The organism is Microbulbifer maximicatervae (SeqCode) (assembly GCF_052467065.1).
On sequence record NZ_CP174299.1, the window covers coordinates 1,043,055 to 1,068,679 of the forward strand.

The 25,625-nt window shown below is 51.1% G+C and carries 25 protein-coding genes; 5 read left to right on the forward strand and 20 right to left on the reverse strand.

Translation table 11 applies throughout. The features are described from left to right. The first annotated feature begins 475 nt into the window (after positions 1 to 475). On the forward strand, positions 476 to 3,802 hold the full coding sequence (pulA, locus tag ACJJI1_RS04685; protein WP_444958683.1) for a pullulanase-type alpha-1,6-glucosidase: 3,327 nt from the start codon (positions 476 to 478) through the stop codon (positions 3,800 to 3,802). A gap of 151 nt (positions 3,803 to 3,953) precedes the next feature. After that, the gene (locus tag ACJJI1_RS04690) at positions 3,954 to 5,228 is read left to right on the forward strand and encodes an amidohydrolase family protein (RefSeq protein WP_444958684.1); all 1,275 of its coding nucleotides are present in this window, start codon (positions 3,954 to 3,956) and stop codon (positions 5,226 to 5,228) included. A 125-nt stretch (positions 5,229 to 5,353) separates the two neighbouring features. Here the strand turns inward: ACJJI1_RS04690 and ribA are convergent, their stop codons facing one another. From ribA to ACJJI1_RS04755, 13 genes are all read right to left on the reverse strand, one after another. Then, a complete protein-coding gene (gene ribA / locus ACJJI1_RS04695; RefSeq protein ID WP_444958685.1) occupies positions 5,354 to 5,968 on the reverse strand; it encodes a GTP cyclohydrolase II in 615 nt (204 codons plus the stop codon). 17 nt (positions 5,969 to 5,985) lie between these two features. Continuing rightward, the gene (locus ACJJI1_RS04700; RefSeq protein WP_444918235.1) at positions 5,986 to 6,621 is read right to left on the reverse strand and encodes a retropepsin-like aspartic protease family protein; all 636 of its coding nucleotides are present in this window, start codon (positions 6,619 to 6,621) and stop codon (positions 5,986 to 5,988) included. Positions 6,622 to 6,638: 17 nt separating this feature from the next. After that, positions 6,639 to 7,127, reverse strand: a complete 489-nt coding sequence (locus tag ACJJI1_RS04705) for a phosphatidylglycerophosphatase A family protein (protein WP_444958686.1) — start codon at positions 7,125 to 7,127, stop codon at positions 6,639 to 6,641. Positions 7,128 to 7,169: 42 nt separating this feature from the next. Then, positions 7,170 to 8,111: a thiamine-phosphate kinase gene (thiL, locus tag ACJJI1_RS04710; RefSeq protein ID WP_444958687.1), complete on the reverse strand. Its 942-nt coding sequence runs from the start codon at positions 8,109 to 8,111 to the stop codon at positions 7,170 to 7,172. 10 nt (positions 8,112 to 8,121) lie between these two features. Continuing rightward, entirely contained in the window at positions 8,122 to 8,565 is a 444-nt protein-coding gene (nusB, locus tag ACJJI1_RS04715; RefSeq protein ID WP_444958688.1) for a transcription antitermination factor NusB, read from the reverse strand. Positions 8,566 to 8,634: 69 nt separating this feature from the next. Beyond that, the gene (gene ribH / locus ACJJI1_RS04720; protein WP_108735355.1) at positions 8,635 to 9,105 is read right to left on the reverse strand and encodes a 6,7-dimethyl-8-ribityllumazine synthase; all 471 of its coding nucleotides are present in this window, start codon (positions 9,103 to 9,105) and stop codon (positions 8,635 to 8,637) included. Positions 9,106 to 9,182: 77 nt separating this feature from the next. Further along, a complete protein-coding gene (gene ribBA / locus ACJJI1_RS04725; protein ID WP_413663385.1) occupies positions 9,183 to 10,304 on the reverse strand; it encodes a bifunctional 3,4-dihydroxy-2-butanone-4-phosphate synthase/GTP cyclohydrolase II in 1,122 nt (373 codons plus the stop codon). 78 nt (positions 10,305 to 10,382) lie between these two features. Further along, positions 10,383 to 11,045, reverse strand: coding sequence for a riboflavin synthase (locus tag ACJJI1_RS04730; RefSeq protein WP_108734575.1), 663 nt, complete (start codon positions 11,043 to 11,045; stop codon positions 10,383 to 10,385). Further along, entirely contained in the window at positions 11,045 to 12,190 is a 1,146-nt protein-coding gene (gene ribD / locus ACJJI1_RS04735) for a bifunctional diaminohydroxyphosphoribosylaminopyrimidine deaminase/5-amino-6-(5-phosphoribosylamino)uracil reductase RibD (protein WP_444958689.1), read from the reverse strand. Before ribD ends, ACJJI1_RS04730 begins: the two co-directional genes overlap by 1 nt. Further along, positions 12,187 to 12,654 (reverse strand): transcriptional regulator NrdR, encoded by a 468-nt coding sequence (gene nrdR, locus ACJJI1_RS04740; RefSeq protein ID WP_108734577.1) that lies wholly within the window; start codon positions 12,652 to 12,654, stop codon positions 12,187 to 12,189. The genes ribD and nrdR overlap by 4 nt, the downstream gene beginning before the upstream one ends. Before the next feature lie 153 nt (positions 12,655 to 12,807). Then, complete coding sequence (gene glyA, locus ACJJI1_RS04745) at positions 12,808 to 14,076, reverse strand: serine hydroxymethyltransferase (protein WP_108734578.1); 1,269 nt, start codon at positions 14,074 to 14,076, stop codon at positions 12,808 to 12,810. Between the two features lie 219 nt (positions 14,077 to 14,295). After that, on the reverse strand, positions 14,296 to 14,793 hold the full coding sequence (locus ACJJI1_RS04750) for a porin family protein (protein WP_444958690.1): 498 nt from the start codon (positions 14,791 to 14,793) through the stop codon (positions 14,296 to 14,298). 149 nt (positions 14,794 to 14,942) lie between these two features. Continuing rightward, entirely contained in the window at positions 14,943 to 15,431 is a 489-nt protein-coding gene (locus ACJJI1_RS04755; RefSeq protein ID WP_444918239.1) for an outer membrane beta-barrel protein, read from the reverse strand. A gap of 480 nt (positions 15,432 to 15,911) precedes the next feature. On the opposite strand from ACJJI1_RS04755, the gene ACJJI1_RS04760 reads away from it, so the two are divergent. Continuing rightward, positions 15,912 to 16,487: a hemerythrin domain-containing protein gene (locus tag ACJJI1_RS04760; protein ID WP_444958691.1), complete on the forward strand. Its 576-nt coding sequence runs from the start codon at positions 15,912 to 15,914 to the stop codon at positions 16,485 to 16,487. A gap of 29 nt (positions 16,488 to 16,516) precedes the next feature. Further along, positions 16,517 to 16,960 carry a SpoIIAA family protein gene (locus tag ACJJI1_RS04765; RefSeq protein WP_282931190.1) on the forward strand — a complete coding sequence of 148 codons (444 nt, stop codon included), beginning with the start codon at positions 16,517 to 16,519 and terminating at the stop codon, positions 16,958 to 16,960. Between the two features lie 68 nt (positions 16,961 to 17,028). Here ACJJI1_RS04765 and ACJJI1_RS04770 read toward each other — a convergent pair whose 3' ends face one another. The 4 genes from ACJJI1_RS04770 to ACJJI1_RS04785 form a co-directional block, all read right to left on the reverse strand. Further along, a complete protein-coding gene (locus ACJJI1_RS04770) occupies positions 17,029 to 17,730 on the reverse strand; it encodes a putative adhesin (RefSeq protein ID WP_444958692.1) in 702 nt (233 codons plus the stop codon). Positions 17,731 to 18,099: 369 nt separating this feature from the next. Continuing rightward, positions 18,100 to 18,762 (reverse strand): putative adhesin, encoded by a 663-nt coding sequence (locus ACJJI1_RS04775; protein ID WP_444934223.1) that lies wholly within the window; start codon positions 18,760 to 18,762, stop codon positions 18,100 to 18,102. Positions 18,763 to 19,159: 397 nt separating this feature from the next. Then, positions 19,160 to 19,882, reverse strand: coding sequence for a fumarate/nitrate reduction transcriptional regulator Fnr (fnr, locus tag ACJJI1_RS04780; protein ID WP_444896046.1), 723 nt, complete (start codon positions 19,880 to 19,882; stop codon positions 19,160 to 19,162). A gap of 169 nt (positions 19,883 to 20,051) precedes the next feature. After that, positions 20,052 to 20,918, reverse strand: coding sequence for an SDR family oxidoreductase (locus ACJJI1_RS04785; protein WP_444958693.1), 867 nt, complete (start codon positions 20,916 to 20,918; stop codon positions 20,052 to 20,054). Between the two features lie 302 nt (positions 20,919 to 21,220). Between ACJJI1_RS04785 and ACJJI1_RS04790 the strand changes: the two genes are divergently transcribed. Continuing rightward, entirely contained in the window at positions 21,221 to 22,243 is a 1,023-nt protein-coding gene (locus ACJJI1_RS04790) for an adenosine deaminase (RefSeq protein ID WP_413663394.1), read from the forward strand. Between the two features lie 52 nt (positions 22,244 to 22,295). Here ACJJI1_RS04790 and fnr (ACJJI1_RS04795) read toward each other — a convergent pair whose 3' ends face one another. The 3 genes from fnr (ACJJI1_RS04795) to ACJJI1_RS04805 form a co-directional block, all read right to left on the reverse strand. Then, entirely contained in the window at positions 22,296 to 22,967 is a 672-nt protein-coding gene (gene fnr, locus ACJJI1_RS04795; RefSeq protein ID WP_238152063.1) for a fumarate/nitrate reduction transcriptional regulator Fnr, read from the reverse strand. Positions 22,968 to 23,094: 127 nt separating this feature from the next. Continuing rightward, positions 23,095 to 24,477: an oxygen-independent coproporphyrinogen III oxidase gene (hemN, locus tag ACJJI1_RS04800; RefSeq protein ID WP_444907212.1), complete on the reverse strand. Its 1,383-nt coding sequence runs from the start codon at positions 24,475 to 24,477 to the stop codon at positions 23,095 to 23,097. Positions 24,478 to 24,600: 123 nt separating this feature from the next. Next, a complete protein-coding gene (locus ACJJI1_RS04805; RefSeq protein ID WP_444918245.1) occupies positions 24,601 to 25,299 on the reverse strand; it encodes an OmpW/AlkL family protein in 699 nt (232 codons plus the stop codon). Between the last annotated feature and the right edge of the window lie 326 nt (positions 25,300 to 25,625).

The following is a 25,625-nucleotide window of genomic DNA, read 5'->3' on the forward strand; positions in this document are numbered from 1 at the left end:
AGGCTGCTACTGGACCCGGCGGAGGGTTGCAACAATCATCAATCATCCTCCGCAGTCATTGAGTTCTGGATTCCGCCATAGTACCTGGCGGGTTATGGGCAAATTAGCACTACCCGGGGATAGGAGCAAGGATAAAGCCGGGAAGCCTCTCAGTAATTGCCCCGCCACAAAAAGCAAAGCCGGCAAAAGCCGGCCTTCGAATCCGATTACAGCGAGTGCATCACCTTTCTCGACTCACCATAACCCGATCAGTTGAGTATAGATCCGGCTTTTTCTTTCGCCATCGCGTTTACTCGAGAAGCATCTTCTCCTGCGGGTATTTCCACCAAGTGACGAATTTATAAAGGTTTTATGACACCCCCAACCACCTCCCCCAGACCTCCACCTCCTCGGGGTGGGAGGCCGTCAATGCGTGACTGCGATTCAATACCAACTGAGAGAACCGCAACAAGTACAAAAAAAAATGGGAAGCGCTATGCCAACAACAAAATTTACAGGGCCCGGCACAAAGGCCGGGCTGATTCTGGGGGCAGTCTTCTGCTCCATCCAAATACCGGTGTGGGCATCTGACACACCAGATCCCACAGAGGTCAATATTCCCGGCAACCTACAAAGCCAACTGGGCTGCGATGGCGACTGGCAACCAGGTTGTGTCGCCACCCTGCTCAGCTATGACAGCGAAGACAACAAATGGCAAGGCAGCTTTTGGATACCCGCCGGCAACTGGGAGTACAAAGCCGCTCTCAACAACAGCTGGGATGAGAATTATGGCTCGGGCGGCCAGCGGGACGGCGGTAATATTTCCCTTAGCCTGGATGAGGCCCGCGAAGTTAAATTTATCTACGACCACGAGACTCACTGGATCACCGACAACCACAATAGCGTGGTCGCCGCTGTAGCCGGCAACTTCCAATCCCTGCTCGGGTGTCCGGGAGACTGGCAACCCGGTTGCCTGCGCAGCTGGATGCAGGATGCCGATGGAGATGGCACCTACACCTTTATCACCTCAGCGCTTCCTGCCGGCTCCTATGAATTCAAGGTAGCCCTGCACGAAGGCTGGGAGGAGAGCTACGGCAACAATGGAGCCAACGTCAGCTTTACCGTGGCTGCCGATTACGATGAAATCTACTTTGCTTTTGACTCGAATAGTAAAGAAGTCACCGTCAGCAGTGATGGCTTCGCCAAGGGTGACCTGAGCAGCGATAAAGCTCACTGGGTGGATACCAGCAGCTTTGCCTGGGATATCCAGGTGCAGGAAGGTATCGAGGTTAAATTGCACTACAGCAACAGCGCCGAGCTAAAACTGGAGGACGGTGATATCCGTTCCGATGGCACCATCGATCTCACCCCTCTCGCCACCCTGCCCGACAGCGCCCAACAAAAATTCCCGCACCTGGCCAGTTTCAGTGCCTGGCAATTGCCGGGGCAGGCTTCCACTAGTGATCTGGTCACCCAGCAACTCGCACTCGCCGCTTACGATGCGGAGGGCACGTTACTGGATGCGACTGGTGTGCAGATGGCCGGTGCCCTCGATGACCACTTCTACTACGACGGTGAACTCGGTGCCCGTGTCGGCGAGGAGAGTATCCAGCTCGATCTTTGGGCGCCCACTGCACGGGCAGTAAAGCTGCACCTGTTTACAGACCCCAGCAGCGATAACGCCGATCACGTGGTATCCATGCTGCGCGATGAATCTACCGGGGTTTGGAGTGCCGATATCGATAAGCAGTGGGACCGCAGCTTTTACCTCTATGAGGTCGAGGTGTATTCCTACTTCAGCCGTCAGATTGAAACCAACCTGGTCACCGACCCCTACTCCCTGAGTCTCTCCATCAATAGCGGCAAAAGCCAGATCGTCAACCTGGATGACCGGGACCTGAAGCCACACGGTTGGGACCGCCTGCGCAAGCCCAAGTTAACCCAGCCGGAAGATATCAGTGTCTACGAGCTGCACGTACGCGATTTCAGTATTGCGGATCAAACTGTCCCCGAAGCAGAGCGCGGCACCTTCAAGGCTTTCACCCGCAAGCACAGCGACGGCATGCGCCACCTCAATAAACTGGCCCGCGCCGGCCTCACTCATATCCACCTGCTGCCGGCCTTTGACTTTGCCACAGTCAATGAGGATCGCATGCAACAGCAGCAAACACCGGACCTCTCAGACTACGCATCGGACAGCAGCGAGCAGCAGGCCCAGGTAGATGCAATTCGCGATACCGATGGCTTTAACTGGGGCTACGATCCATTGCACTACACGGTCCCCGAAGGCAGCTATAGCAGCGCTCCCGATGGACCTGCGCGCATTCGCGAATTCCGTCAAATGGTGCAAGGGTTATCTCACTCCGGCCTGCGACTGGTGATGGACGTGGTTTACAACCACACCAGCTCCTATGGCCAATACGACAACTCCGTACTCGATAAAATCGTCCCCGGCTATTACCACCGCCGCAATCTGGAGGGCGGAGTGGAGATGAGCAGCTGCTGCGCAAATACCGCCAGTGAGCACGCCATGATGGAAAAGCTGATGATCGATTCCCTGGTCACCTGGGCCCGATCCTACAAGGTGGACAGCTTCCGTTTCGATCTGATGGGACATCACAGCCTCGACAATATCCTCAAAGCGCAAGCGGCACTGCAATCACTGACCCCGGCAGCCGATGGTGTCGATGGCAGCGCTATCTATCTGTACGGCGAGGGCTGGAATTTTGGCGAAGTGGCTGACGATGCTCGCTTTGTACAGGCCCGCCAGGGCAATATGGCAGGCAGCGGTATCGGCACCTTTAACGATCGCCTGCGCGATTCCGTGCGTGGTGGCAACCCCTTCGGAGGCTTTGAGGAGCAGGGCTTTGGTACCGGTCTGTTCACCGACAGCAACGGTAAGTTTGAGGGAGAAGATGAGCGTGCCACACTGCTAACCCTGGCAGATAAAGTCCGCGTTTCCCTCGCCGGCAACCTGGCGGATTATCCTTTTGAAGATGCCAACGGCAATATCATTACCGGCAGCGAGCTGGTCTATAACGGCCAGCCCACCGGCTATACCGCCGACCCGCAGGAATCCATTAATTATATTGCCGCCCACGACAACGAGACGCTGTTCGACGGAGTACAGATCAAAGCCAGCGACAGCGCCGACTTGGCTGAACGAGTGCGTATCCAGGCATTCAGTAATTCCCTGGTTCTGTTCGCCCAGGGAGTGCCGTTTATCCACGCAGGCCAGGATTTCCTGCGCTCAAAGTCGATGGATCGGGACAGTTACAACTCCGGTGACTGGTTTAATGCACTGGACTTCAGCCTCGCCACCGATAATTGGGCTGCGGGTTTACCTATCGCAGATAAAAATGAAGATAACTGGTCCCTGATGCAACCTTTACTGGCAAACCCGGAACTGGCTCCCGAGCGCCGGCACCGCTTGTGGAGTTCTGCTCTATTCCGCGAGCAACTGGCGATTCGCAACAGCTCTCCCCTGTTCCGCTTGTCTGATGCAGAGTCCGTAGAGGCACACCTCAATTTCCTCAACACCGGACCCGACCAGATTCCTGGGCTGATTGTAATGGAGTTATTCGATTCCAGTGGCAGCATCGATCGCCGCTTTGAACGTATTGTGGTGCTGTTTAATGGCGATGACGAATCATTGGAATTTACCAGCGAAAACCTTATTGGTGAGTACCTGTTCAAGCACCCACGTCAGCGCCGATCAGTAGACTCACGCCTGCACAAAGTAAAATTTGATAGGAGCAGCGGCACCTTTACTCTGCCTGGCCGAACTACCGCAGTATTTGTGCAGCCACGCCGTAGATATTAATTCTTCATAAATTTTAAAAGGCCGGATTTTCCGGCCTTTTTTTCATTTTTTAGAAACTATTTCCCGGCTCTAACCAAGTAATCAGCTCGCAATTGTCATATTCCGCAGATTGATTTAGCGTGTACCTAAATAATAAATAGGTGTACAAATCATGAAGCGTCTCCTTCTCTGCGGCATCGCAACTCTTCTCTCATCCGCGACACTGGCAAAAACTACTGTTATCCATGCAGGCACACTACTCGCCGTTCCCGGTGAGAAACCTTTACAAGAGCAAAGTGTAATTATCGAGGACGGCAAGATCAGTGCTGTCAGATCCGGTTATGTAAGCCCGGGTAACGCTGAAGTCATTGATCTTAAAAATAGTTTCGTAATGCCGGGCTTAATGGATATGCACGTGCATTTACAAGGTGAGCTGGGCCCTAAAAATGATACCGAGGCTCTCAAGATGTCCATGCCGCTGACCCAGATGCGCTCGCAAATGTTTGCCATGCGAACCCTGGAGTCTGGTTTTACCACTGTGCGCGATGCTGGTAACAGTGGTGAAGAAATGTATGCGATGCGTGATGCGATCAATAAAGGTTGGGTAGATGGCCCGCGAATTGTTGCAGCCGGCAGGGTGGGAATAACCGGTGGCCACGCAGATATCAGCGGGGTAAGCCCAGAGTTAATGGAGCTGCACGATGACAAGACCAAAACTGTATGCGACGGCCCCTACGAGTGCCGACGCGCGACCCGCCATGCGATCAAATATGGTGCTGACTTTATCAAGATTACCTCTACCGGTGGTGTGCTCACCGATCGCGCTACCGGAACTGGTCAGCAGATGGAAATGGATGAGTTAAAAGAGGTGGTCCTTGCAGCCAAACGTATGGGTCGCAAGGTGGCTAGCCACGCGCACCAGGAAGAAGGCATTATCGCCGCACTGGAGGCTGGTGTAGACAGTATTGAGCACGGCACCTACGCAGGCCCCCGCGCCCATAAGCTATTTAAAGAAACCGGCGCTTATCTGGTTCCGACACTTCTCGCCGGCGATACCGTAGTACAGCTGGCAAAAAATACCGATGTCTTATCTGAGGCTCAGAAGGAAAAAGCCATTCGTGTTGGCACAGACATGCGCGGCAATTTCCGTAAAGCGGTCAATGCCGGGGTAAAAATTGCCTTCGGTACCGACTCAGGTGTATCCAAGCACGGCATCAATGCCCGCGAGGCGGTACTGATGAGTGAAGCCGGTATGGACAATATGGCCATCCTGCAATCCGCTACCGTTAACGCCGCCGACCTGATCGATATGAGCGATTCACTGGGCACCATTGAGTCCGGTAAGTACGCCGATATTATCGCCACCGATGGCTCGCCACTGGATAATATCGATGAGCTTTTAGATGTGGATTTTGTGATGAAAGGGGGCGAGGTCTTTAAGAATTAAAAGCCTCTGAATAGTTTAAAACCGAGCTTGAAATATCCGAATTCAGTTTTAAATAATTTCTTCAAAATAAAAAAGGCCGGATAACTCCGGCCTTTTTTATTGGGGTGCTTAAAGAAAAGTGAAAGTTAGTTTTCTTTTCCTTCTTCATCCTCATTTTCGATCAGGTGACCAAGTTTGCCTTTTTTGGTGGACAAATACTTGGCATTGTGGGGGTTGCGTCCGGACTGGTGCGGCAGGCGCTCAGTCACATTGATGCCCAAGTCCTCCAGAGCTTTAACTTTGCGCGGGTTATTGGTCATCAAGCGAATGGCATGGATACCCAGGTGTTCGATCATTGCTTTCAGAATCGAGTAATCCCGCATATCGGCGCCAAAGCCCAACTGCTCATTGGCTTCCACCGTATCCGCACCACAATCCTGCAAATGGTAAGCGCGAATCTTATTTAACAGACCGATACCGCGGCCCTCCTGGCGGAGATAGAAAATAGCTCCACGCCCCTCCATAGCTATGCGATGCATCGCATGTTGTAGCTGGGCACCACAGTCACAGCGCAGGGAGAAAAGTGCATCCCCGGTCAGGCACTCAGAATGAATACGGGCCAACAGAGGCTCTTCGGTATCGAAGTCACCCATGGTGAGCACTACGTGCTCTTTTCCGGTTTCCACTTCCTCGAAACCGTGCATCTCAAACATACCCCAAGAGGTGGGCAGTTTTGAGGATTCCACAAAACGAATGGTCAACTTAATACCTCTTTAAATCAGTGTCGGGCGCGCAGTACCAGCACACCGCCCTGCTGTTCCATATCAACCTGGCTGAGAAAGCTGTTGCCAAGAAGTACCACCTGGGGGAAGTCATCGGCATGAACTGTCGCATCAACATTGTGAACTTTGATTCCACCTATGGTGACACTGCTAAGATTCACTCGATAAACACTAGTAATACCATTAGCAGTAGAGACTAGTACTTCCTCGGCATTATCCAGATTCAGCCTTAGGCGACGAGCGGTAGGATAATTAATAGCAATATTGGTAGCGCCGGTATCCACCATCATCGGCACTCTCAGGCCATTGACCCAGGCATTTGTTAAATAATGTCCACGGCTATCGGCGGGAAGCCGTACTTCTGCTTTCGCCGCCTTGGCAAAACTGGTTGCTATAGGTGCATCCAAGGTCAGCTTTTGCTCCCGTCCAGACACACTAATCCGTGCATAACGAGTAGTCGCTTCCAACAGGGTGACACCCTCTGGGGATTTTTGTCCCGCCTTAAGAATTTTCTGGCGGCCATCAATTTCCAGCATGGCGCTATCGCCAAATAATCCCTTTAATTGAACCTGCTGTGCATTAGCACTCAGAGCAATCAAGAGACTTAAAAAAAATACAAAATAGCTGCGCATTGATCTTCCCTATCAATCTAAGCGCCCAGTACCCACGCCGTTAATTGCAGTACCAGGGACGCATAAACGGCGGCCAGTATATCGTCGAGCATAATCCCAACGCCACCTTGCACCTTGCGATCGGCCCAGCCAATGGGCGGGGGCTTGGCAATATCAAATACCCGGAAGAGGACAAAGCCGTATAGCGCCCAAGCCCAACCTGCAGGAGCCATAAACATGGTGAGCCAGTAGCCCACCATTTCATCCCAAACAATACCGCCGTGATCGTGAACTCCCATTTTCTTGGCAGCTGCACCACATAGATAGCAACCTACCACACCGGTAACAAACACAATGGCCAGATACCAGAATGGAGGCAAATCCTTCATCAACCACCAAAAAGGAATCGCTGCCAGGGTACCAAACGTACCCGGCGCTTTGGGTGCCAGCCCGGAGCCGAACCCAAATGCCAACAGTAAGGTGGGATCGCGCAACAGCTGGGAAAATGTCGGGTTGTTAATGCTCATATTATTGAATTCTCACAAAGGCACTATGGTCTACACAATGACTTAAAAGTGCCTATAGCCTGGCGATTGAGCAACCCAGGGGTTCCCGTGATAGGAGCAACGTACCTGCGGCTCCCCCTCAACGAGTTTCCCTATGGGTGTAAAACCCAACTGACGAACTTGCTCAACTGCGGCTGCCGGTGCGGTAAAACAAAGCTGGTAGTCATCCCCTCCACAGGCCGCCAGCTCTACGGCAGTATCAGCTGCCAATCGATTGGCTAGGGGGGCTATGGGCAGAGACTCCAGGTTTATTTCTGCTGCCACACCGCTCGCTTTGCAGATATGGCCCAGATCCCCCAGTAATCCGTCGGAAATATCCAACGCACTGGTAGCAATGCCTGCAATCGCGTTGGCAGTTTCTAATTGCGGCTCGGGAAAATAGAAAGCCTGCTCCGCTTCCCGCCGCACTGACTCAGTCACATTCCGCTCTGCCAAAACAACGGGCAGGGCTGCTGCGGCAGCGCCCAGTGGGCCGCTCACATAAATATTGTCGCCGACAGAAGCGCCGTCCCGCCGGAGGGGCTTTTCGGTATGGCCGATCACCTGAATCGTAATGGATAAGGGGCCAGCGGTAGTGTCACCACCCACAAGGGAAACCCCAAACTTGCCAGCAGTTTCCAGTAGGCCACTGGCGAATTTCTCCAGCCAAACAGAGTCGCTATCGGGTAAGGTCAGGGCAAGGGTAAACCAGAGGGGGCGGGCATTCATGGCTGCCAGATCACTGATATTCACACGCAGTGCACGGCTGGCAAGCATGAATGGGTCGGCACCTGCGGGGAAGTGACGGCCTGCTACCAGGGTGTCCATAGAAGTGGCCAACTGCCCGTTGACAGGTGCTTGCAAGAGCGCGCAGTCATCGCCAATCCCCAGGGCTACGCCTTCGCCCTGGGGAGCGCGGGCGAAGTAATCGCGGATGATCTCAAACTCCCCCGGCGCTTTAGACATAATTGCTGGCTCAGCCCTTCTTGTCTGCGGCTACCTCTGCCGAGCGCAGGTCCGCAGCGGTCTTATCCAAAATGCCATTGATAAACTTGAAGGCATCGGTGGGACCAAATTTTTTCGCCAGTGCCACCGCCTCATTAATGACAACCTTGTAAGGTACATCGATACGGCTTTTCAGTTCGTAAGTGGCCATGCGCAACAGCGCGCGGGATACAGGATCCAGGTCTTCCACTTTGCGATCCAGGTGCGAAGTGTAAGCGCCCTCTACCTCATCGAGGTTTTTCGCTACGCCGTGGAAAATATCGCGAAAATATTCCACGTCGGTTTTGCTCATATCATTATCGGCGTGAAACTCGGCCTCAATGGAATTGAGGCTGGCGCCGGCCATCTGCCACTGATAGAGCGCCTGCATGGCGTAGTGACGTGCCTTACGGCGGGCGGATGCAGTTACGGTCATTGTCTTTTCCGGTAGATACTTCACAGAATGGGCCGCACCGACACACCTTTTGTGTCGGCGCGCCGGCAATTAAATCTTGCCGAGTAGGGAAACCATTTCCAGGGCGGTTTCGGCGGCTTCACAACCTTTGTTGCCAGCCTTGGTGCCGGAGCGCTCGATAGCCTGCTCAATGGAGTCCACAGTCAGCACGCCAAAGGTGACGGGAATGCCAGTATTCATGGATACCTGAGCCAGGCCTTTGGTGCACTCGCCAGCCACATACTCAAAGTGCGGGGTGCCACCACGGATAACCGCGCCCAAGGCAATAATGGCATCAAACTTTTTAGTCTCCGCCAGCTTCTGTGCCGCCAGGGGAAATTCGAATGCGCCCGGGGCGTAGTAGATAGTGATATCTTCATCCTTGATACCCTTGCGGCGCAGGGTGTCCAGTGCACCATCCTTTAGACTTTCAACCACAAAGCTGTTCCAGCGGCTCACCAACAGTGCGTATTTGCCCGTACTGCCGACAAAGTCCCCTTCGATCACTTGAATATTGCTCATAATTTTCAATCCGTATTTCTTGTCCATCGCCGCCGCTATCAGGACAGTAGCGGCGCTTCAGTATTGTTACTCTTTTATTAGGGTTGCGGCGCCTCTACGTTCAGGTATTCCTCTACCTCCAGGTCAAACCCGGAAATAGCACTGAACTTGAACGGTGCGCTCATCAGGCGCATTTTGCGCACCTTGAGATCCCGCAGAATTTGCGAACCGGTACCTACCTGCTTGTACACCAGGTCCTGGCTGGGGCGCTGTTGCTTGCCGCTGATCAGCCAATCAATACTCTCTTCGATTTCTTCGGTGGTTTCGTTGTGGCAGATCAGTACCACAACACCCTTGCCCTCTTCTTCAATACGCTGCATCGCGCGACGGAAGGTCCACGGGGTGAATTTTTCATCGCCGCGCTGAATCGTAAGCACATCGCGCAGAGTATTTCCCACATGCACACGAACCAGGGTCGGCTCTTCTGGGGTGGGGTCGCCTTTAACAAAGGCAAAGTGGCGCTCGCGGCGGGCCTTATCGAGATAAGTGCGCAGCTTGAACTCACCGAACTCGGTGCGCACCTTGCGCTCATTAACGCACTCAACAGTTTTCTCATTCAGGGCGCGATAGGTAATCAGGTCGGCGATAGTGCCGATCTTCAGGTTGTGCTCTTTCGCGAACTTTTCCAGGTCCGGGCGGCGGGACATGGTGCCGTCTTCATTCATGATCTCAACAATCACCGCAGCCGCCTCAAAACCCGCCAGGCGGGCCAGGTCGCAACCGGCTTCGGTGTGGCCTGCGCGGCTTAATACACCGCCGGGCTGGGCCATAATGGGGAAGATATGGCCGGGCTGTACAATATCGCTGGGCTTGGCATTTCTGGCCACAGCGGCGCGAACCGTGCGCGCGCGATCGGCGGCGGAAATACCGGTGGTGACACCCTCTGCCGCCTCTATGGATACGGTGAAGTTGGTGCTGAACTGGGCTCCGTTGTCCCGCGACATCAGCGGCAGGTCCAACTGCTCACAGCGCTCTTTGGACATGGGCATACAAATCAGGCCACGGGCATGAGTGGCCATAAAGTTGATGTCTTCAGCGCGAATCTGCTCCGCAGCCATCACCAAGTCGCCCTCGTTCTCGCGATCTTCATCATCCATCAGGATTACCATTTTGCCCTGGCGGATATCGTCGATCAGTTCTTCAACCGTATTTAGTTCCATGGTTAACTCTGGATAAATTTATCAATTGCAAATAGAGCGGCTATCGCTGCTGTTTTCGCCGTGGTGCACGGCCCATCTTTAGCGCTTGTAAAACCCGTTCTGGGCCAAAAATTCGAGGGTCATACCCCCACCACTAGGCTTGGCTGCCTCATCACCGAGGAGTAGCCGCTCCAAGTAGCGCGCAATCAGGTCCACTTCCAGGTTGACCCGAGTACCGGCGGTATAGCCGGCCATAATCGTTTCCTGCAACGTGTGTGGCACTATGGTGAGTTCAAACTCAGCCCCATCCACCGCATTGACCGTGAGGCTGGTGCCGTCGACGGTGATAGACCCTTTATGGGCAATATAGCGAGCAAGATTTTCCGGTGCGCGCAGGCGGAACCGCTCGGCGCGAGCCTCGGACTTGCGCCATACCACCTCGCCAATACCATCCACATGGCCGCTGACAATGTGTCCACCCAGGCGGGTCTGGGGTGTCAGTGCTTTTTCCAGATTGACCCGGTCGCCTTTTTTCCAGCGGCCCACCGTTGTCACATCCAGGGTTTCCGCAGAGACATCCGCCCAGTAACCATCACCGGGCAGGTCAACAACCGTGAGACAAACACCATTGGTGGCGATACTGTCCCCCAGTTGCACATCACCCAGATCCAGCTTACCGCTGCGCACACGCACACGCAGGTCGCCGCCCTGGGGTTTTAACTCTGCAATCTCGCCTAAGGCTTCAATAATTCCGGTAAACATCAGCGCTCGATATCGGTTGTTGCAGTAATGCGCCAGTCGTGACCAACTGCGCGCATATCGGTAATCGTAATCGGCAGCATCGAGCCCATACGTTCGATAGGCAGTTCAAACAGCGGCCGCCCGGTGCTACCCAGCAGTTTTGGCGCCATATAAACAATTATTTCGTCGACATGGCCCCGGTAGAGGAATTCACCAGAGAGGGTCGCACCGCTCTCTACCAAAACTTCATTGCACTGGCGTCGCGCCAACTCCTTGAGCAGGGCGAGCAGGTCTACGCGACCTTCTTTGTCATGGGGTAAAACCACGACTTCCGCACCCGTTTTCTCAATACGCTCGCGGCGCTCGGCCTCCGCGCGCTCTGTCGTGCACACCAATGTGGGGGCATCCCCCTGCAAAATAAAGGCTCTCGCTGGGGTGCGCAGCTGGCTGTCAACAATTACCCGCAGCGGCTGCACTTCGGCGGCTCGCTCTGCGGCCAGCATTTCCAGTGCCATTTCATCGGCGCGCACATTGAGATTGGGATTGTCGAAACGCACCGTCTCAACCCCTGTGATCACTGCACAACTGCGAGCACGCAGGCGCTGTACATCGGCGCGAGCCGCAGGGCCCGATACCCACTTTGATTCCCCACTGGCCATAGCGGTGCGCCCATCCAGGCTCATGGCGGATTTGCTTCGCACCAGGGGCAGCCCCAGGGTCATACGCTTGATAAAGCCGGGGTTTAGAGCGCGACACCTCTCTTCCAGGATGGGGCCTTCCACTTCGATCCCAGCATCGCGCAATATTTGCAATCCGGCACCGCTGACACTGGGATTCGGATCCTGCATTCCGTAAATAACCCGGGCCACGCCGGCCTTTACCAACGCCTCGGCACAGGGACCTGTGCGGCCGGTATGGCTGCAGGGCTCAAGAGTGACATAAACCGTAGCCCCCTGAGCCAGGTCGCCGGCATCACTCAGGGCTTCGATCTCAGCGTGGGGTTCGCCGGCCCGCTTGTGCCAGCCTTCGCCGACAATATTGCCATCCCCGTCAGTAATCACACAGCCCACTCGCGGATTCGGCATAGTGGTGTAAAGACCGCGCTCTGCCAACTGAATAGCGCGGGCCATCAGTGCTTCCGCACTGTGTACAACAGTTTGACTCATTCTGTCTTCGATCCCTTACTGGTCAGTCGCTCAATCTCTTCTCTAAACTCGCTGACATCCTCAAAACGGCGATAGACAGAAGCAAAGCGCACATAGGCCACCTGGTCCAGCTCACGCAGCTGCTCCATCACCAATTCACCAATAGCACGCGCCGGCAACTCCCGTTCTCCGGTCGCCTGCAGGGCGTGTTTTATTTGAGATACCGCCGACTCCACCCGCTCAATACTCACCGGGCGCTTTTCCACAGCGCGCTGAATACCCGCGCGCAACTTGTCTTCATTAAACGGCTCGCGCTGGCCGTTTTGCTTGATCACTCGCGGCAGCAGCAGCTCCGCAGTTTCAAATGTGGTAAACCTCTCGTGGCACTCCAGGCACTCGCGCCGGCGGCGTACTTGGTCGCCCTCAGCCACCAATCGGGAATCGACTACTTTTGTTTCTTCTGCGCTGCAGAACGGACAGTGCATGTGGGATTATCCCCGGAATGGAAAATGGGCCGCAGTTTACCACAGCCGTTGCACTGTGTGACCGCGCCACGCACAGCCACAGTGCATCGCAAATTCAACAGGGACACATAAAAAAAGCGGCTCTATGAGCCGCTTTTTTGTCAGCAGTGCTGATCAGCCTTTTTTATACACAGGAAACTCTGCGCAAATCCCCAGAACCTTCTGCTTCACATCGGCGATAGTGGCTTCAACATCACCTTTCTCCAGTGCATCCAGTACGTCGCAGATCCAGTGAGTGAGCTGTTGGGTTTCCTTTACACCAAAGCCGCGAGTAGTGATTGCCGGGGTACCGACACGCAGGCCGCTGGTAATGAAAGGAGAGCGCGGATCGTTGGGTACCGCGTTCTTATTAACGGTGATGTTGGCGTTACCCAGGGCTTCATCCGCATCCTTACCGGTGTACTCTTTGCCAATCAGGTCAACCAGCATCAGGTGATCATCGGTCCCACCGGATACAATGTTGATACCGCGATCGAGGAAGGTCTCCGCCATTGCGCGGGCATTTTCCACAACCTTCTTCTGGTAGGCCTTGTATTCAGGGGTCATGGCCTCTTTGAAAGAAACCGCTTTCGCCGCGATCACATGCATCAGCGGGCCACCCTGACCACCGGGGAATACAGCGGAGTTGAGCTTCTTCTCAATTTCTTCGTTGGCGCGCGCCAGGATGATACCGCCGCGGGGGCCACGCAGGGTTTTGTGAGTAGTAGAAGTCACAACATCGGCGTGGGAGATTGGGGAGGGATACTCACCAGCGGCAACCAGGCCTGCAATGTGAGCCATATCCACAAACAGGTAAGCACCCACTTTGTCAGCGATCTCGCGGAAACGCGCCCAATCCATCACTCGGCTATAGGCAGAGAAACCAGCCACGATCATCTTCGGCTTGTGCTCAAGCGCCAGGCGTTCAACTTCCTCGTAATCCACTTCGCCAGTTTCCGGGTTCAGACCGTACTGCACTGCATTGTAGATCTTGCCGGAAAAGTTAACGCGGGCACCGTGGGTAAGGTGGCCACCATGGGCCAGACTCATGCCCAGTACAGTGTCACCTGGGGCACAGAGCGCCTGGTAAACAGCCGCATTAGCCTGTGATCCAGAGTGCGGCTGCACATTCGCGTAGTCAGCACCAAACAGCTCCTTGGCGCGCTCAATGGCCAGGGTTTCCACTTTGTCCACGTACTCACAACCGCCGTAATAACGCTTGCCTGGATAGCCCTCGGCATACTTGTTAGTCAGGCTGCTGCCCTGAGCTTCCATTACCATTGGGCTGGTGTAGTTCTCAGAGGCGATTAACTCGATATGGTCTTCCTGACGAGAGTCTTCCTCCTGGATGGCTTCCCAAATTTCCGGGTCGTAAGAAGCTAAAGTGACAGATGAATCAAACATGGTGTTCCCTCGGTAAAGCGGGCTTGAGTAGAGGCTTGTAAAACTCGATACCACAGCGCCCAGACTTATGAGTAGGACCAAAGGCTCCCAGCGTGGGATGGCCCTACTGCTCAATGCATTCTGGGCATTTTAGAAAGGCGCGCATTGTACACCAAGGGCAGCATGAATGCGCAAATGCAGAGACGTGGCGGGACCAACCCGTCCACCTTAAAAAGACGGTCAGAATTTGTACACCACAGAGCCAGACCAGTAATTCACATCTGACTCAATGATGGTGTAATCCAGTTCCAGGGTCGCCTCGTCGGTCAGTTTGAAACCAGCCCCGAGCCCGGCAGATGCCCCGTTATCCGAGTACTCTTTCTCCCAGTTATCTATCTCCAACTCCTCATGGAGGTAGCCGATACGACCTTTCAGATAAATGTTGCCCGGGCTGCGATAGGTGGCATAAACAGCTTGTGTTGCCAGGGAGTAGTTGTAATCGTACCAGTAGTAGTCGAACTCACCATCAATGACAGAGTCGGTGACTTCTGCCTCGAATCCCCAGCCAGAACCCCAGGTATAACCGGCTCGAATCCCCCCATTTAAAGGACTCTCCCCCCTGGCATCAACATCCAAAGCACCGAAGACGCCACCGATATACGCACCCTGCCCATAAGCGGTAGCGGAACACAACAGAGCGGTAACTGCAGCCATTGCCTTGAGATTAAAGCCCACCATCTTCCCCTTAAATCTCGAAGTCTGATCAAAGGGCAGGGATTATAGGGGCACAATCAACTGGCACAAGTGTTCACTTAGACAGGTCAGTATGTAACCTGGGAACTTTTAAAAAGAGGTGTCACCATTAGTCAAACTTAGGAAGGGGGCAATTAAAATCTCAGGCTAAACCCGCCTGACCAATAACTGACATCCTTCTCTAATACGGTGTACTCAAGCTCCAGATGATAAATTTCATTCAGGCTATAACCAATTCCAGCCCCTAAGCTGACACCCAAGTCATCACTACTTGCACTGCCAACAGAAACGTCTTCATAGAGAAGGCCCAGGCGTCCTTTCAGGTACCAGTCCCCCTCTGTTCTGTAAGTCGCATAAGTAGCAAGAGTACGTATGTCTACATCCACATTCCGACCATAAGCCTCAGTCTCACCACTTAATAGTGAACTGGTATATTCACCTTCCACCCCAAAACCCGAGGCCCGCACATAACCTGCTCGCAGTCCCAAATTCAGTGGATTATCGACCCCCTTGAAATCAAAATCTGTTATTCCGGCCACGCCCCCCCAGTAGGCGCCCTCGGCAATTGCGCCCGTTGAAACAACGAGTGCCAGCACACCTATACCAGCCTTAACTATTTTCATTAACACTCCCATCCTGTTGCATTAACTTTGTCGTGACACATAAATAGAGCGCTGCGGAATAATTCGATGACAACCTACTACTTCAGCACCAATAAATTTATTGAACAACGGGAAACATCGCAGCATGCTTAAATGTGCAACAACACGTCATTAGAAATTATTAAAATATGAAGGATCAGACACACCCTTATCTAGGTCCGACAGAAGAGCGTACTTGTGGAAAAAACTGAAGAAAGGGCTACTCGAAAATAGGTTTAATTTATCTTGTGGTCAAATACAACGAGGTACAGATAAGAGTTGACCCAAGGAATTCAGCGGCATGGTCAGCCTCATACCTATTGATAACCCCAGCCCTCCCCTGAGTAGGTAGCGGTAAATTCCACCTTGAGTCCCACTAAGTCCCCCTCACTTGATCCAAATCAACTTTGGATTGGTACATATGGCAACAATAGACCCATCGACAAATCGCGGAGGTCTGGGATGAATGCCATCTACCGACAACTGTGCTGTGACCATAAACATATGCAAGAGTTGCTCAACGCCTTTGAGCAATTACTCCTGGATCTTTTTGGCTGCAGCGATCGCGATCCAAACACCTTGTCACTGATCCTTGATGCTTTGGATTATTTATCGGCGTACCCAGATAGATATCACCACCCAGTTGAAGACTTAATATTTTCCCGACTGTTGACTAAGCCAGTACATGACAGGGAATCAATTTACGAAGCGCAAATGCAGCATGAAAATATAGCCGCAGCGACAAAACACATGTGCGCTTTATTTTACGCTATTGCCAATGATGCAACCGTTGAACGGAGAGTGCTGCAAGGAGCTTGCAACACCTACCTGAAGCTGCAACGCAAGCATATGGACTTGGAAAATAAATCTATTTTCCCACAGATCGAACAGTACCTGGGGACTACCGACTGGATTTATATTCAGAAACAGGTCAGTGAATTAAGCTGCAGATATTTCGACAGGGCAACCAGAAAAATTTACGAGTCCCTGCACGAAGATCTGACACAACATCAAATGCCCGCGCAGGCATTAGCTTAGGTCACCAAAACAGCAGGGAGGAAATATTAATGCAGTTTAAACGCCACGGCATATCCATTGGCATGGAACGCATAAATGATGAATTTTTCCTTTACATAAAGGCAATTGGTGAGTTAACCCATGAGGATTATGAGCATATAACACCACTATTAGAATATGCTCTGGAAGGGGTAAAAAAACCTCAGGTTCAATTACTGATTGATCTCCGGGATTTCGAGGGCTGGGGGATGCACGCGATCTGGGATGAGTTCAAGCTGGCCTTAAAGCACGGCAATGAATTCTCGCATGTCGCTGTACTTGGGGATGAGGAGTGGCAGCAAATAGCCACAAAAGTCGGGAGCTGGTTTGTTAGCGGTGAAGTCCGCTATTTCAAGCAGCAACAAGAGGCCATGGATTGGCTACAGGAAACAAGGAAGACGGGTATTGGTCACAAGGAATCTGAAAAGGAATTAGCTTTCTCCACACACTCCTGATAAGTAGTGGATTAAGGGGGCGTTTACGCCCCCCTTTTTTTGCCCGTAAATTACTCAGTTACTTATTTCTAAGTATTCACCTTCCTCTTTTTACTGTCCCAGGAAGGCGTTCCCAATATAAGATTACCTACGCTCAACTCGTTACGGCAAAAAGAACAGTAAATATTCTCATAATGTAAGTTGTTCCGATGCAGAATATTGAGCACATCAGCCAGAGTTGGACTCTTTTGATTGTGCCTATTTCGAATCGTCAAGAAGTTAGCTTCCATCTTTGTGGTGTACAAAGAAGCACCAACCTTTGCGTCATACAGAGACTTTTGAAAGGGATCATTTAAGTCATATTGCTGCAGTCTTGCCTGATTCCGAACAGCTTTCACATTGTGTTTATGGGCTTCATCCACAACACTCTGGATCTGGGCGTAACTCTCACCATCATTAATAAATCGGCGTGATAGGCGACCGAAAATCTGTCCGGCTGTACTGCCGTGGTACCCCTGGAATTTTTTCAGCATATAGTTACGGCATATCTTACCCTTGCCAATATGCTCATGAACTTTTGCTTTCCCATCTACAACATCTTGTAGACCAGGGTCTTCCAACGTGTAACCGTGAGGTGCAAAGAAAAGCAGGTTATCGCCACCGTGACCTTTATTATAAAAAACCTGCTTGGTTGCGGCACCGTGGGCAGAAATCACCAGGGACGGCGCATCTCCAACATTGGTACCTTCCGGCGCAAAAATTTTGACCAAATCCAATTCACGAACAGGCATATGACACCTATCTAACGTCGAGTACAGAAATAAGAGGGTCACCCCCCCAAACAAAACAACCGTGCCAATAACCTACTATGACCATTCATCCACACTCAAGTTTTATTGCATGATTTTTGACATTAGTCACGAAGAGGAAAATTTTTTGGACTAAGCATTAGTCAAATAAGTGGGGTGTGAAATAAATATGACAGAAATAAGGAGGAATTGAGGAAGGCAGTGCAGACCCGGCAAACTCAAAGCTCAAAAAAGTGAGCCGTAACAAATTGGTAGATGGTGACCCATAATAACAATGCATTCACATTTTTAGCTTAACGGGCACCATCTTCTTTCTACTTAAGAATTGAATACGAAGTTAAAAAACACCGATTAGGTGGTTGGTCGCTGCATTTTGCTGTCCCAGGATGGGGTTCCAATAAGGATATTGCTAAAACTCACTTCGCTTCGACAAAAAGAACAGTAGATATTTTCATAGTGCAGATTATTTCTATGCAGAATATTTAGAACATCCACTAAGGTGGGGTTATCCATTTTTACTCTATTGCGAATAGTCAATAAATCCGCCGACATTACCGGCTTAACCCCTTTCTTAATATAAGGTTGATGCATGGGATTATTGGGATCCAGATTTCGCACCATCTCATTGTGCTCATGGGCATTATCCACAGCCTTTTGCACATCAGCATAGCTCTCACCTTTTATAAAAGGCCGGGTAATACGCCCTAAGATCTGGCCAGTAGTTGACCCGTGATACCCCTGATATTTACTCAGGGTATAGTTATGGCAAACCTTTCCCTTACCAATCCATTCATGATATTTCGCGTTGCCACTCAAGACACTACCAATACCTGGATCATTTAGAGAGTAACCATGGGGAGAAAAGAAAAAGAGGTTATCCCCTCCGTGTCCTTTGGGATAAAAAATTTGCTTAGTTGTTGCACCGTGAGCGGAAATTACCAGGTTGGGAGCATCTCCCACCTGCGTTCCTTCCGCTGCAAAAATCTTAACTAGATCAAATTCTCTGACAGGCATACTTCCCTTCCTCTCACTTCTTATTTTGTTGAGGCTTACTGACTAGCGCTCTGTGACAAAGGCTACTATGGCTTATTGGATATTTGCTAGAGGTGTGAAATACAAAAAATACCAGGCAAGGGAGCTACAAATATCCAAGCTATACAGCTAAACCCTCTTAAACAAAGGAGAAAAGAAAACGTTCCCAAAATAGCGGCATTTAATTAGAACCATCGTACCCTTTTTGAGCGGCAGTATTCGCAGTTATTTTGGCTGAAATGGCCCAAGTGCTGCCAAAATAGGCAGGTAAGAGAAACTAACCTCAGGAAGAATTATGCGCCAATACCCGCAAACCAGTCTGACTAAAAAGAACTAGCTTCAAGAAAATCAATTGGAAAAATGAAAGCCTTTACTACTGTCAATCGTAGCCGCAATGGGTTCCAGCCAATTCACTCAACGCCAACAAGTCAAGGATTTCAACCATTCGACCACTAACATTCACCAGGCCATCTCGCTGAAAACGCGAAAATAAACGGCTCACCGTCTCCGCTGTTAACCCCAAGTAATTGGCGATGTCCGTCCTCGGCATAGAAAGTACAAATTCACGGGGGGAGTAACCACGACATGCATAGCGACTGGAAATATTAATCAACAATGCCGCTAAGCGGGCATCAGCAGCACGCTTTCCCAGCAACATTAAGATTTCATTTTCCTGCCGCAACTCTTCGGAAAAAATGCTATAGATTTGCTGCTGCAGTGCTGGAACTTCCTGAGCTAAGGTTTCCAGTTGGTCAAATGGCAACAAGCACACACTGCTGTCTTCCAGCGCCTCCGCATAACTGGGGTGAACCCGACTACTATAAGCATCGAGCCCCAACAGCTCACCAGGAAGGGCGAAATGTGTTACCTGGATATTCCCATCTGCACCAATGACTACCGTTTTGACACTTCCAGAGCGAATCGCATAGAGATTTTGGAAAGGGTCACCTGCTCGATACAAGGTTTCACCCGCTTTAATTACCTTTTTCTTGCGGGTAACACGTTCAAGCCGATCAATATCTGCCTGCACCAGCCCTGCAGGCAAGCACAAACGCCTGACTGAACAGTTACTACAACTTACGGCCTGCGCTGACTTGGTCATAGCTAGGCAACCAAATTCTTTTACTGACAGTAATACTATTGCCGGCCATGAATCAGCTTTTTGACTCTTTCATAAACGGCTTGTCCTGGTAAATACACTCCATAATACTAAGCAACACACATGGTAGTTAGTAACTTGCCCTATGTGCTAAATTCGTAAAGTTAAAAGATTAAAATTCAGGTAAAAAGCTTTCGATTACCATTCGTTGCTGTTTTTTACCATCCTGATCCAAGCCGCTCTTAAAATTGCAAAGTTCATTGGCCCACTTGGATGTTCTGACCCGAATAGGTGGCTCCTCAGCCTGTACCACTTGTAAAACCACGTCGGCTACTTGGTCAGATGTCTGGTATATCTCAGCTGTCTGCTCTGGGCTTCGCGACCTCATACCACCAATATACTGATTGAAGACCCCCTGGTATTCATCTTCGGGATACCCCTGGCTCCGCTCCAACTGCGAAAGCACATTATTGGCAAACTCTGAGTGGATTCCACCGGGCTCGACAGCGGTAAAATTAATATTAAAGGCAGGGGTTATATAACTTGCCAGAGCCTCTGTATAACCCTCAACAGCAAACTTTGCCGCACAATACAGCTCATTGAACGGCTGCCCAACTAGCCCCCCCACTGACGAAATATTGATAACGTGTCCACTACGAGCTTCGCGCATATGGGGTAAAACTGCTTTAGTGCAGCGAACTACACCGAGGTAGTTCACATCCGTCACCCAACGTATCTCTTCTTCGCTGGCGTGTTCAGTGGTCTTTACAAAACCAGCGCCAGCATTGTTGATCAATAAATCGATACGCCCAGCATCCCGGATAATGGTATCGACGCAGTTCTGAATACTGTCAGAATCTGTTACATCCAATTCCATCACTTCGAGAGCCGCCCCCTGAGGAGCCGGATTTATCAGCTGGTCGGCCTTGGAGAGATCTCTCATGGTGGCAAAGACCCTAAACCCCTGCTTGGCCATTTGCAGCGCCAGACTCTGCCCCAGCCCTGTAGAAGTCCCGGTAATCAAGGCAACCTTACTCATTGCTCTCTCCTCAGTATCTGTTAGTCAATCTCAAAATGTAAACTACTCAGTGCAGTATACACATGAATAGCAGAAAGTAAACCGATCAGTGTATTTTCTGGCAATATATCTGGCTGCTGCTAAACAATAGGGCTGGCGAGTCAGAATAAGCCGTAAAATAAGCTCCGCCAGCTTTATTCTCAGAGGGCGTAACCTGATACCATTAGCGCCCTTCTATAGCCCAGACAGTTTCTGTGAATCGGAATGTTGGATAGCCTCCGGCGCATTCACGTTCACAGGTAGTCCCGCAACAAGGTATTTCTATGTCCATTGCCGATTTGAACTTTTTGAAAGCACTGCCAAAAGCCGAGCTTCATCTCCATATCGAGGGTTCACTGGAACCGGAGCTAATGTTCGAGTTGAGCAAGCGCAACAATATTGAAATTCCCTTTTCCAGTATTGAGGAAATTAAAGCTGCTTATAAATTTCATAATTTACAGTCGTTCCTCGATATTTATTATCAAGGCGCTTCGGTCCTGATCCATGAGCAGGATTTTTATGATCTGACCATGGCTTATCTCAAGCGCTGTCGTGAAGACAATGTTGTCCACACAGAGATCTTCTTTGACCCCCAAACCCATACAGAGAGGGGCATTGATATCGGTGTGGTTATCAAGGGCATTAACAGCGCTCTTGATGATGCAAGAAATGAGTGGGGAATAAGTAGTCACCTTATTTTGTGCTTCTTACGCCACCTGAGTGAAGAGGAAGCAATTGCCACCTTGGAAGCGGCAAAACCATACCTCAACTTGATAAAAGGTGTAGGGCTGGACTCTTCTGAGCTGGGTCATCCACCCAGCAAATTTGAAAAAGTATTTGCTATGGCCAAAGAGCTAGGGCTTGAGAGAGTTGCCCACGCTGGTGAAGAGGGGCCTGCCGATTATATCGTAGAGGCTCTCGATCTTCTGGACGTGAGCCGAATCGACCATGGGGTTCGCTGCGTTGAGGACGAAGCACTAATTGAGCGCCTGAAAGCGGAAAATATCCCCCTGACCGTTTGCCCGCTCTCCAATACCGCACTCTGTGTGTACGACAATATGAACCAACACCCCATTTTGTCACTCCTCGAGCGCGGCCTGTGTGTCACTGTTAATGCAGATGATCCCGCTTACTTTGGCGGTTACGTTAATAAAAATTATCTGGCCCTTAGCGAAAGTCTGGGCATGACTAAAGAGCAGGCGAAAAAACTGGCCCTGAATAGTTTTAAAGCGAGCTACATTTCAGAGGCAGATAAAGAAAAGTGGGCGGAGGCAATATCAGCAATCGAAACGGTTGCTGAAGTTTAGTGGATTGGATAGTGTCCTGACTGATCATAAAGCCAGGACACTATTTCAAAATTCAGTCTTCATCATATCCGCAGTGAGTACCCGCTAGCTCACTGAGTTCAATTAAATTAATAATCTCAACTGATCGGCCACTCACCTTAATTAATTTTTCTCGCTGAAAACGCGAGAAAAGCCGGCTGACAGTTTCCGCTGTCAAACCCAGATAATTAGCGATATCAGTGCGCGGCATCGATAAAACAAACGCACTGTGAGAGTATCCACGGCGAGCGTAACGGCTGGAAATATTAATCAGAAGAGCCGCCAAACGAGTATCGGCAGAGCGCTTGCCCAACAACATTAAAATATCGTTTTCCTGGCGCAACTCTTCAGAAAAAATGCTGTAAATCTGCTGCTGCAGGGCTGTCACCTGCTGGGCCAAAATTTCCAGTTGAGTAAAAGGCAGCAGGCAAACACTGCTGTCTTCCAATGCTTCCGCATAACTCGGATGTACCCGAGTACTGTAGGCATCCAGACCGAGCAGTTCCCCAGGTAAAGCGAAGTGGGTGACCTGAGTGTCACCATCTGCGGCAATCACCACAGTTTTAAAACTACCTGAGCGAATTGCATAGAGATTGGCAAATGGATCGCCAGCTCGGTAAAGGGTCTCCCCCGCTTTAATTATTTTCTTTCGACGCGTGATCTGCTCTAGCCGATCAATATCAGACTGACACAAACCAGCTGGCAAGCACAAACGCCTGACTGAACAGTTGCCGCAACTAACAGCTGTAGAGGAATCCATCATACTAAACCGGTCGGTAAACTAATTTGCCGCAATTGTAACGGCTGTCGAGCCGTTAGTCTCCTGCCGGTAGCTATAGAACACGTGAATATTTCGCATCTGTTTCTTGACTGTGCAAATACATATCAAATGCAGCGGCAACATTTCTCACGAACCAGCGGCCTTCCTCGGTAACAATAATATTTTCGTTATCCTGATAAATTAGACCATCGTCAAACATAGGCTGTAAGCGCGCTAATTCCTCAGAGAAATACTCCTCAAAGGAAGCACCTATACGCTGTTCAACAAGGTTTTTATCCAGGCGCAAACGACACATTAATTCACTAATAATCCACTGGCGCAAACGATCTTCATCATCCATTAACCAGCCGCGGCAGGCTGCAGATTTCCCTTCTCCAATCGCCTGAGTATATTCTTTTAAGCGATGTAAATTTTGCCAGTAGCCATCGCGACTGTAGCTGATCGCCGATGCCCCCAGACCGACCAAAGCATCTGCCGGCATTAGGGTGTAACCCTGGAAATTGCGCTGCAGCATACCGGCATGGGCTGCCTTAGCCAGTTCATCCCCAGGACGGGCAAAGTGATCCATCCCCAAAAATTCATACCCCGCCTTACCCAGGTGCTCTACAGCCGCCAGCTGCATCGCCACTTTTTCTGCGGCAGAAGGGATTAAATCCGTATCAATCAGGCGCTGGGCCTTAAATCGGTGTGGCAGGTGTGCATAGTGATAAAGAGCGATGCGGTCCGGTTGCAGCTCCAGCACTTTATCCAAAGTGCGGTGCAGGCTGCTCAGCCCCTGCTTGGGTAGTCCGTAAATCAGGTCGTAGGAAATGGACTCAAACCCGCGCTCACGCGCCGCTACGGTCAACTCCGTGACTTGGTCGGCACTGCAGATACGATTGATTGAACGCTGAACTTCGATATCGAAATCCTGCACCCCCAGGCTCAAGCGGTTAAAACCCAGTTCTCGCAGGGTATCCAGGGTCTCTAACTCAAGGGTACGTGGATCGGCCTCAATACTGTATTCAACCCCGTCGCCAGGGCGCAAATCAAAAACTTCAGCCAGCCCTCCCATTAAGCGACGCATATCACTATCACTCAAGAATGTCGGCGTACCACCGCCCAAGTGCAATTGGGTAACGGGGACATCAGCCACCTTATCCCGGTACCACTGGGCTTCCTGCAGCAAGTGATCCAGATAACTGGAAGCCAGTCCATACTGGTGAGTGATTACTTTATTACAAGCGCAGAAGTAACAGAGAGAACGGCAAAAAGGAATATGAACATAAAGGGACAAGCTGCGAATATCCTGCAGTGCTGCCCAGGGCTCAATTCCATTTAATGTGTGAAAACGATCGGCGGTAGGATACGAGGTGTAGCGCGGGCAGGGTCCGCTATAACGGGATAAGAGTTCTTCAGACAACCCTCCCACGGGGCTTTTAATCTCTTGCTTCATATTCATTCACACCTCGTTCGGTAGTTTGCTTGGAAATCCGACACAAACAAAAAAGCAGCCACCGGGTCTTCGACCAGAAAACCACAGTGACTGCTCTACCCCAGACCTATTTATTGCTACCTTTTAGAAGCGGTAGCCCAGACCAGCCATGTAAACCAGCGGATCAATATCCACATTGGCAGTCACTTCACCCAGGCCAGGTACTTTGACTTTGGCGTCGGTCTCGATGTCCATCCAGAACACAGACATATTGAACAGCCAGCGTTGATCGGCACCGAAGGTAAAATCGATACCGGCTTCTGCTGCCAGGCCAAATGAATTGTCCAGGGACAGTTCTGCATCACCGGTGGCGCCAAGGCCTTCGAAAGCGCTATCGGCGGTGCTGCTGATTTCTTCATCAAAGAAAGCGGTGTAGTTCACACCCAGGCCAACATACGGCTGAATGTTGGACTGTGGCTCCATCGGATACCATTGAACCAACAGAGTCGGCGGCAGGTGCTTGGTTTCCCCCAGGTCGAAGCTGCCCAGGCCCTCGCCAACAACTTCGATATCGTGGCTGAACGGCGTTGCGGCAACCAGTTCCAAACCCCAGTGATCGCGGAACATGTAGACGCCAGTCAGGCCCAGTGCGGAACCGTTATCCACATCAACACCGGTTTGGTTGATGCCGGTTCCATTCAAGGAAAGTACGCTGGAATTAGCATCGGGTGCTACAGTGGCCATGCCACCGCGCAGAATTAAACTGCCTTGTTCATAGGCCAGTGCGGGTGCAGAAAGTACGGCGGTCAAAGCGGCTGTCGCACAAGCAGTTATACGATTCATTAACTTCTCCATAAAGCGATTAGGCATTTTTCCCGACTCAGGAAGGGCCCCCCTCCAGGCACAATCACAAGTCGCGGACAGGTTACTCGCTGACTGCCTGAGACTGCTTGATCCAAATCAAGCTGCCGAATTACCTGGAAAAAAATCCATTGGAATATGCAGCAGCAAGATAATTGCGCTGTTTAAGGGAGACCCGTTTCCGGGAAGGGGCGGGGAAGATAGCGGCTCAAAAAGTCCGAGGGAACCGAGCACCCAACTGTATTTGATACGATCTTGCCAAATTGAGAACTACCGCAAATTTTTTCTTTAGATGACAGGGTTGAGGG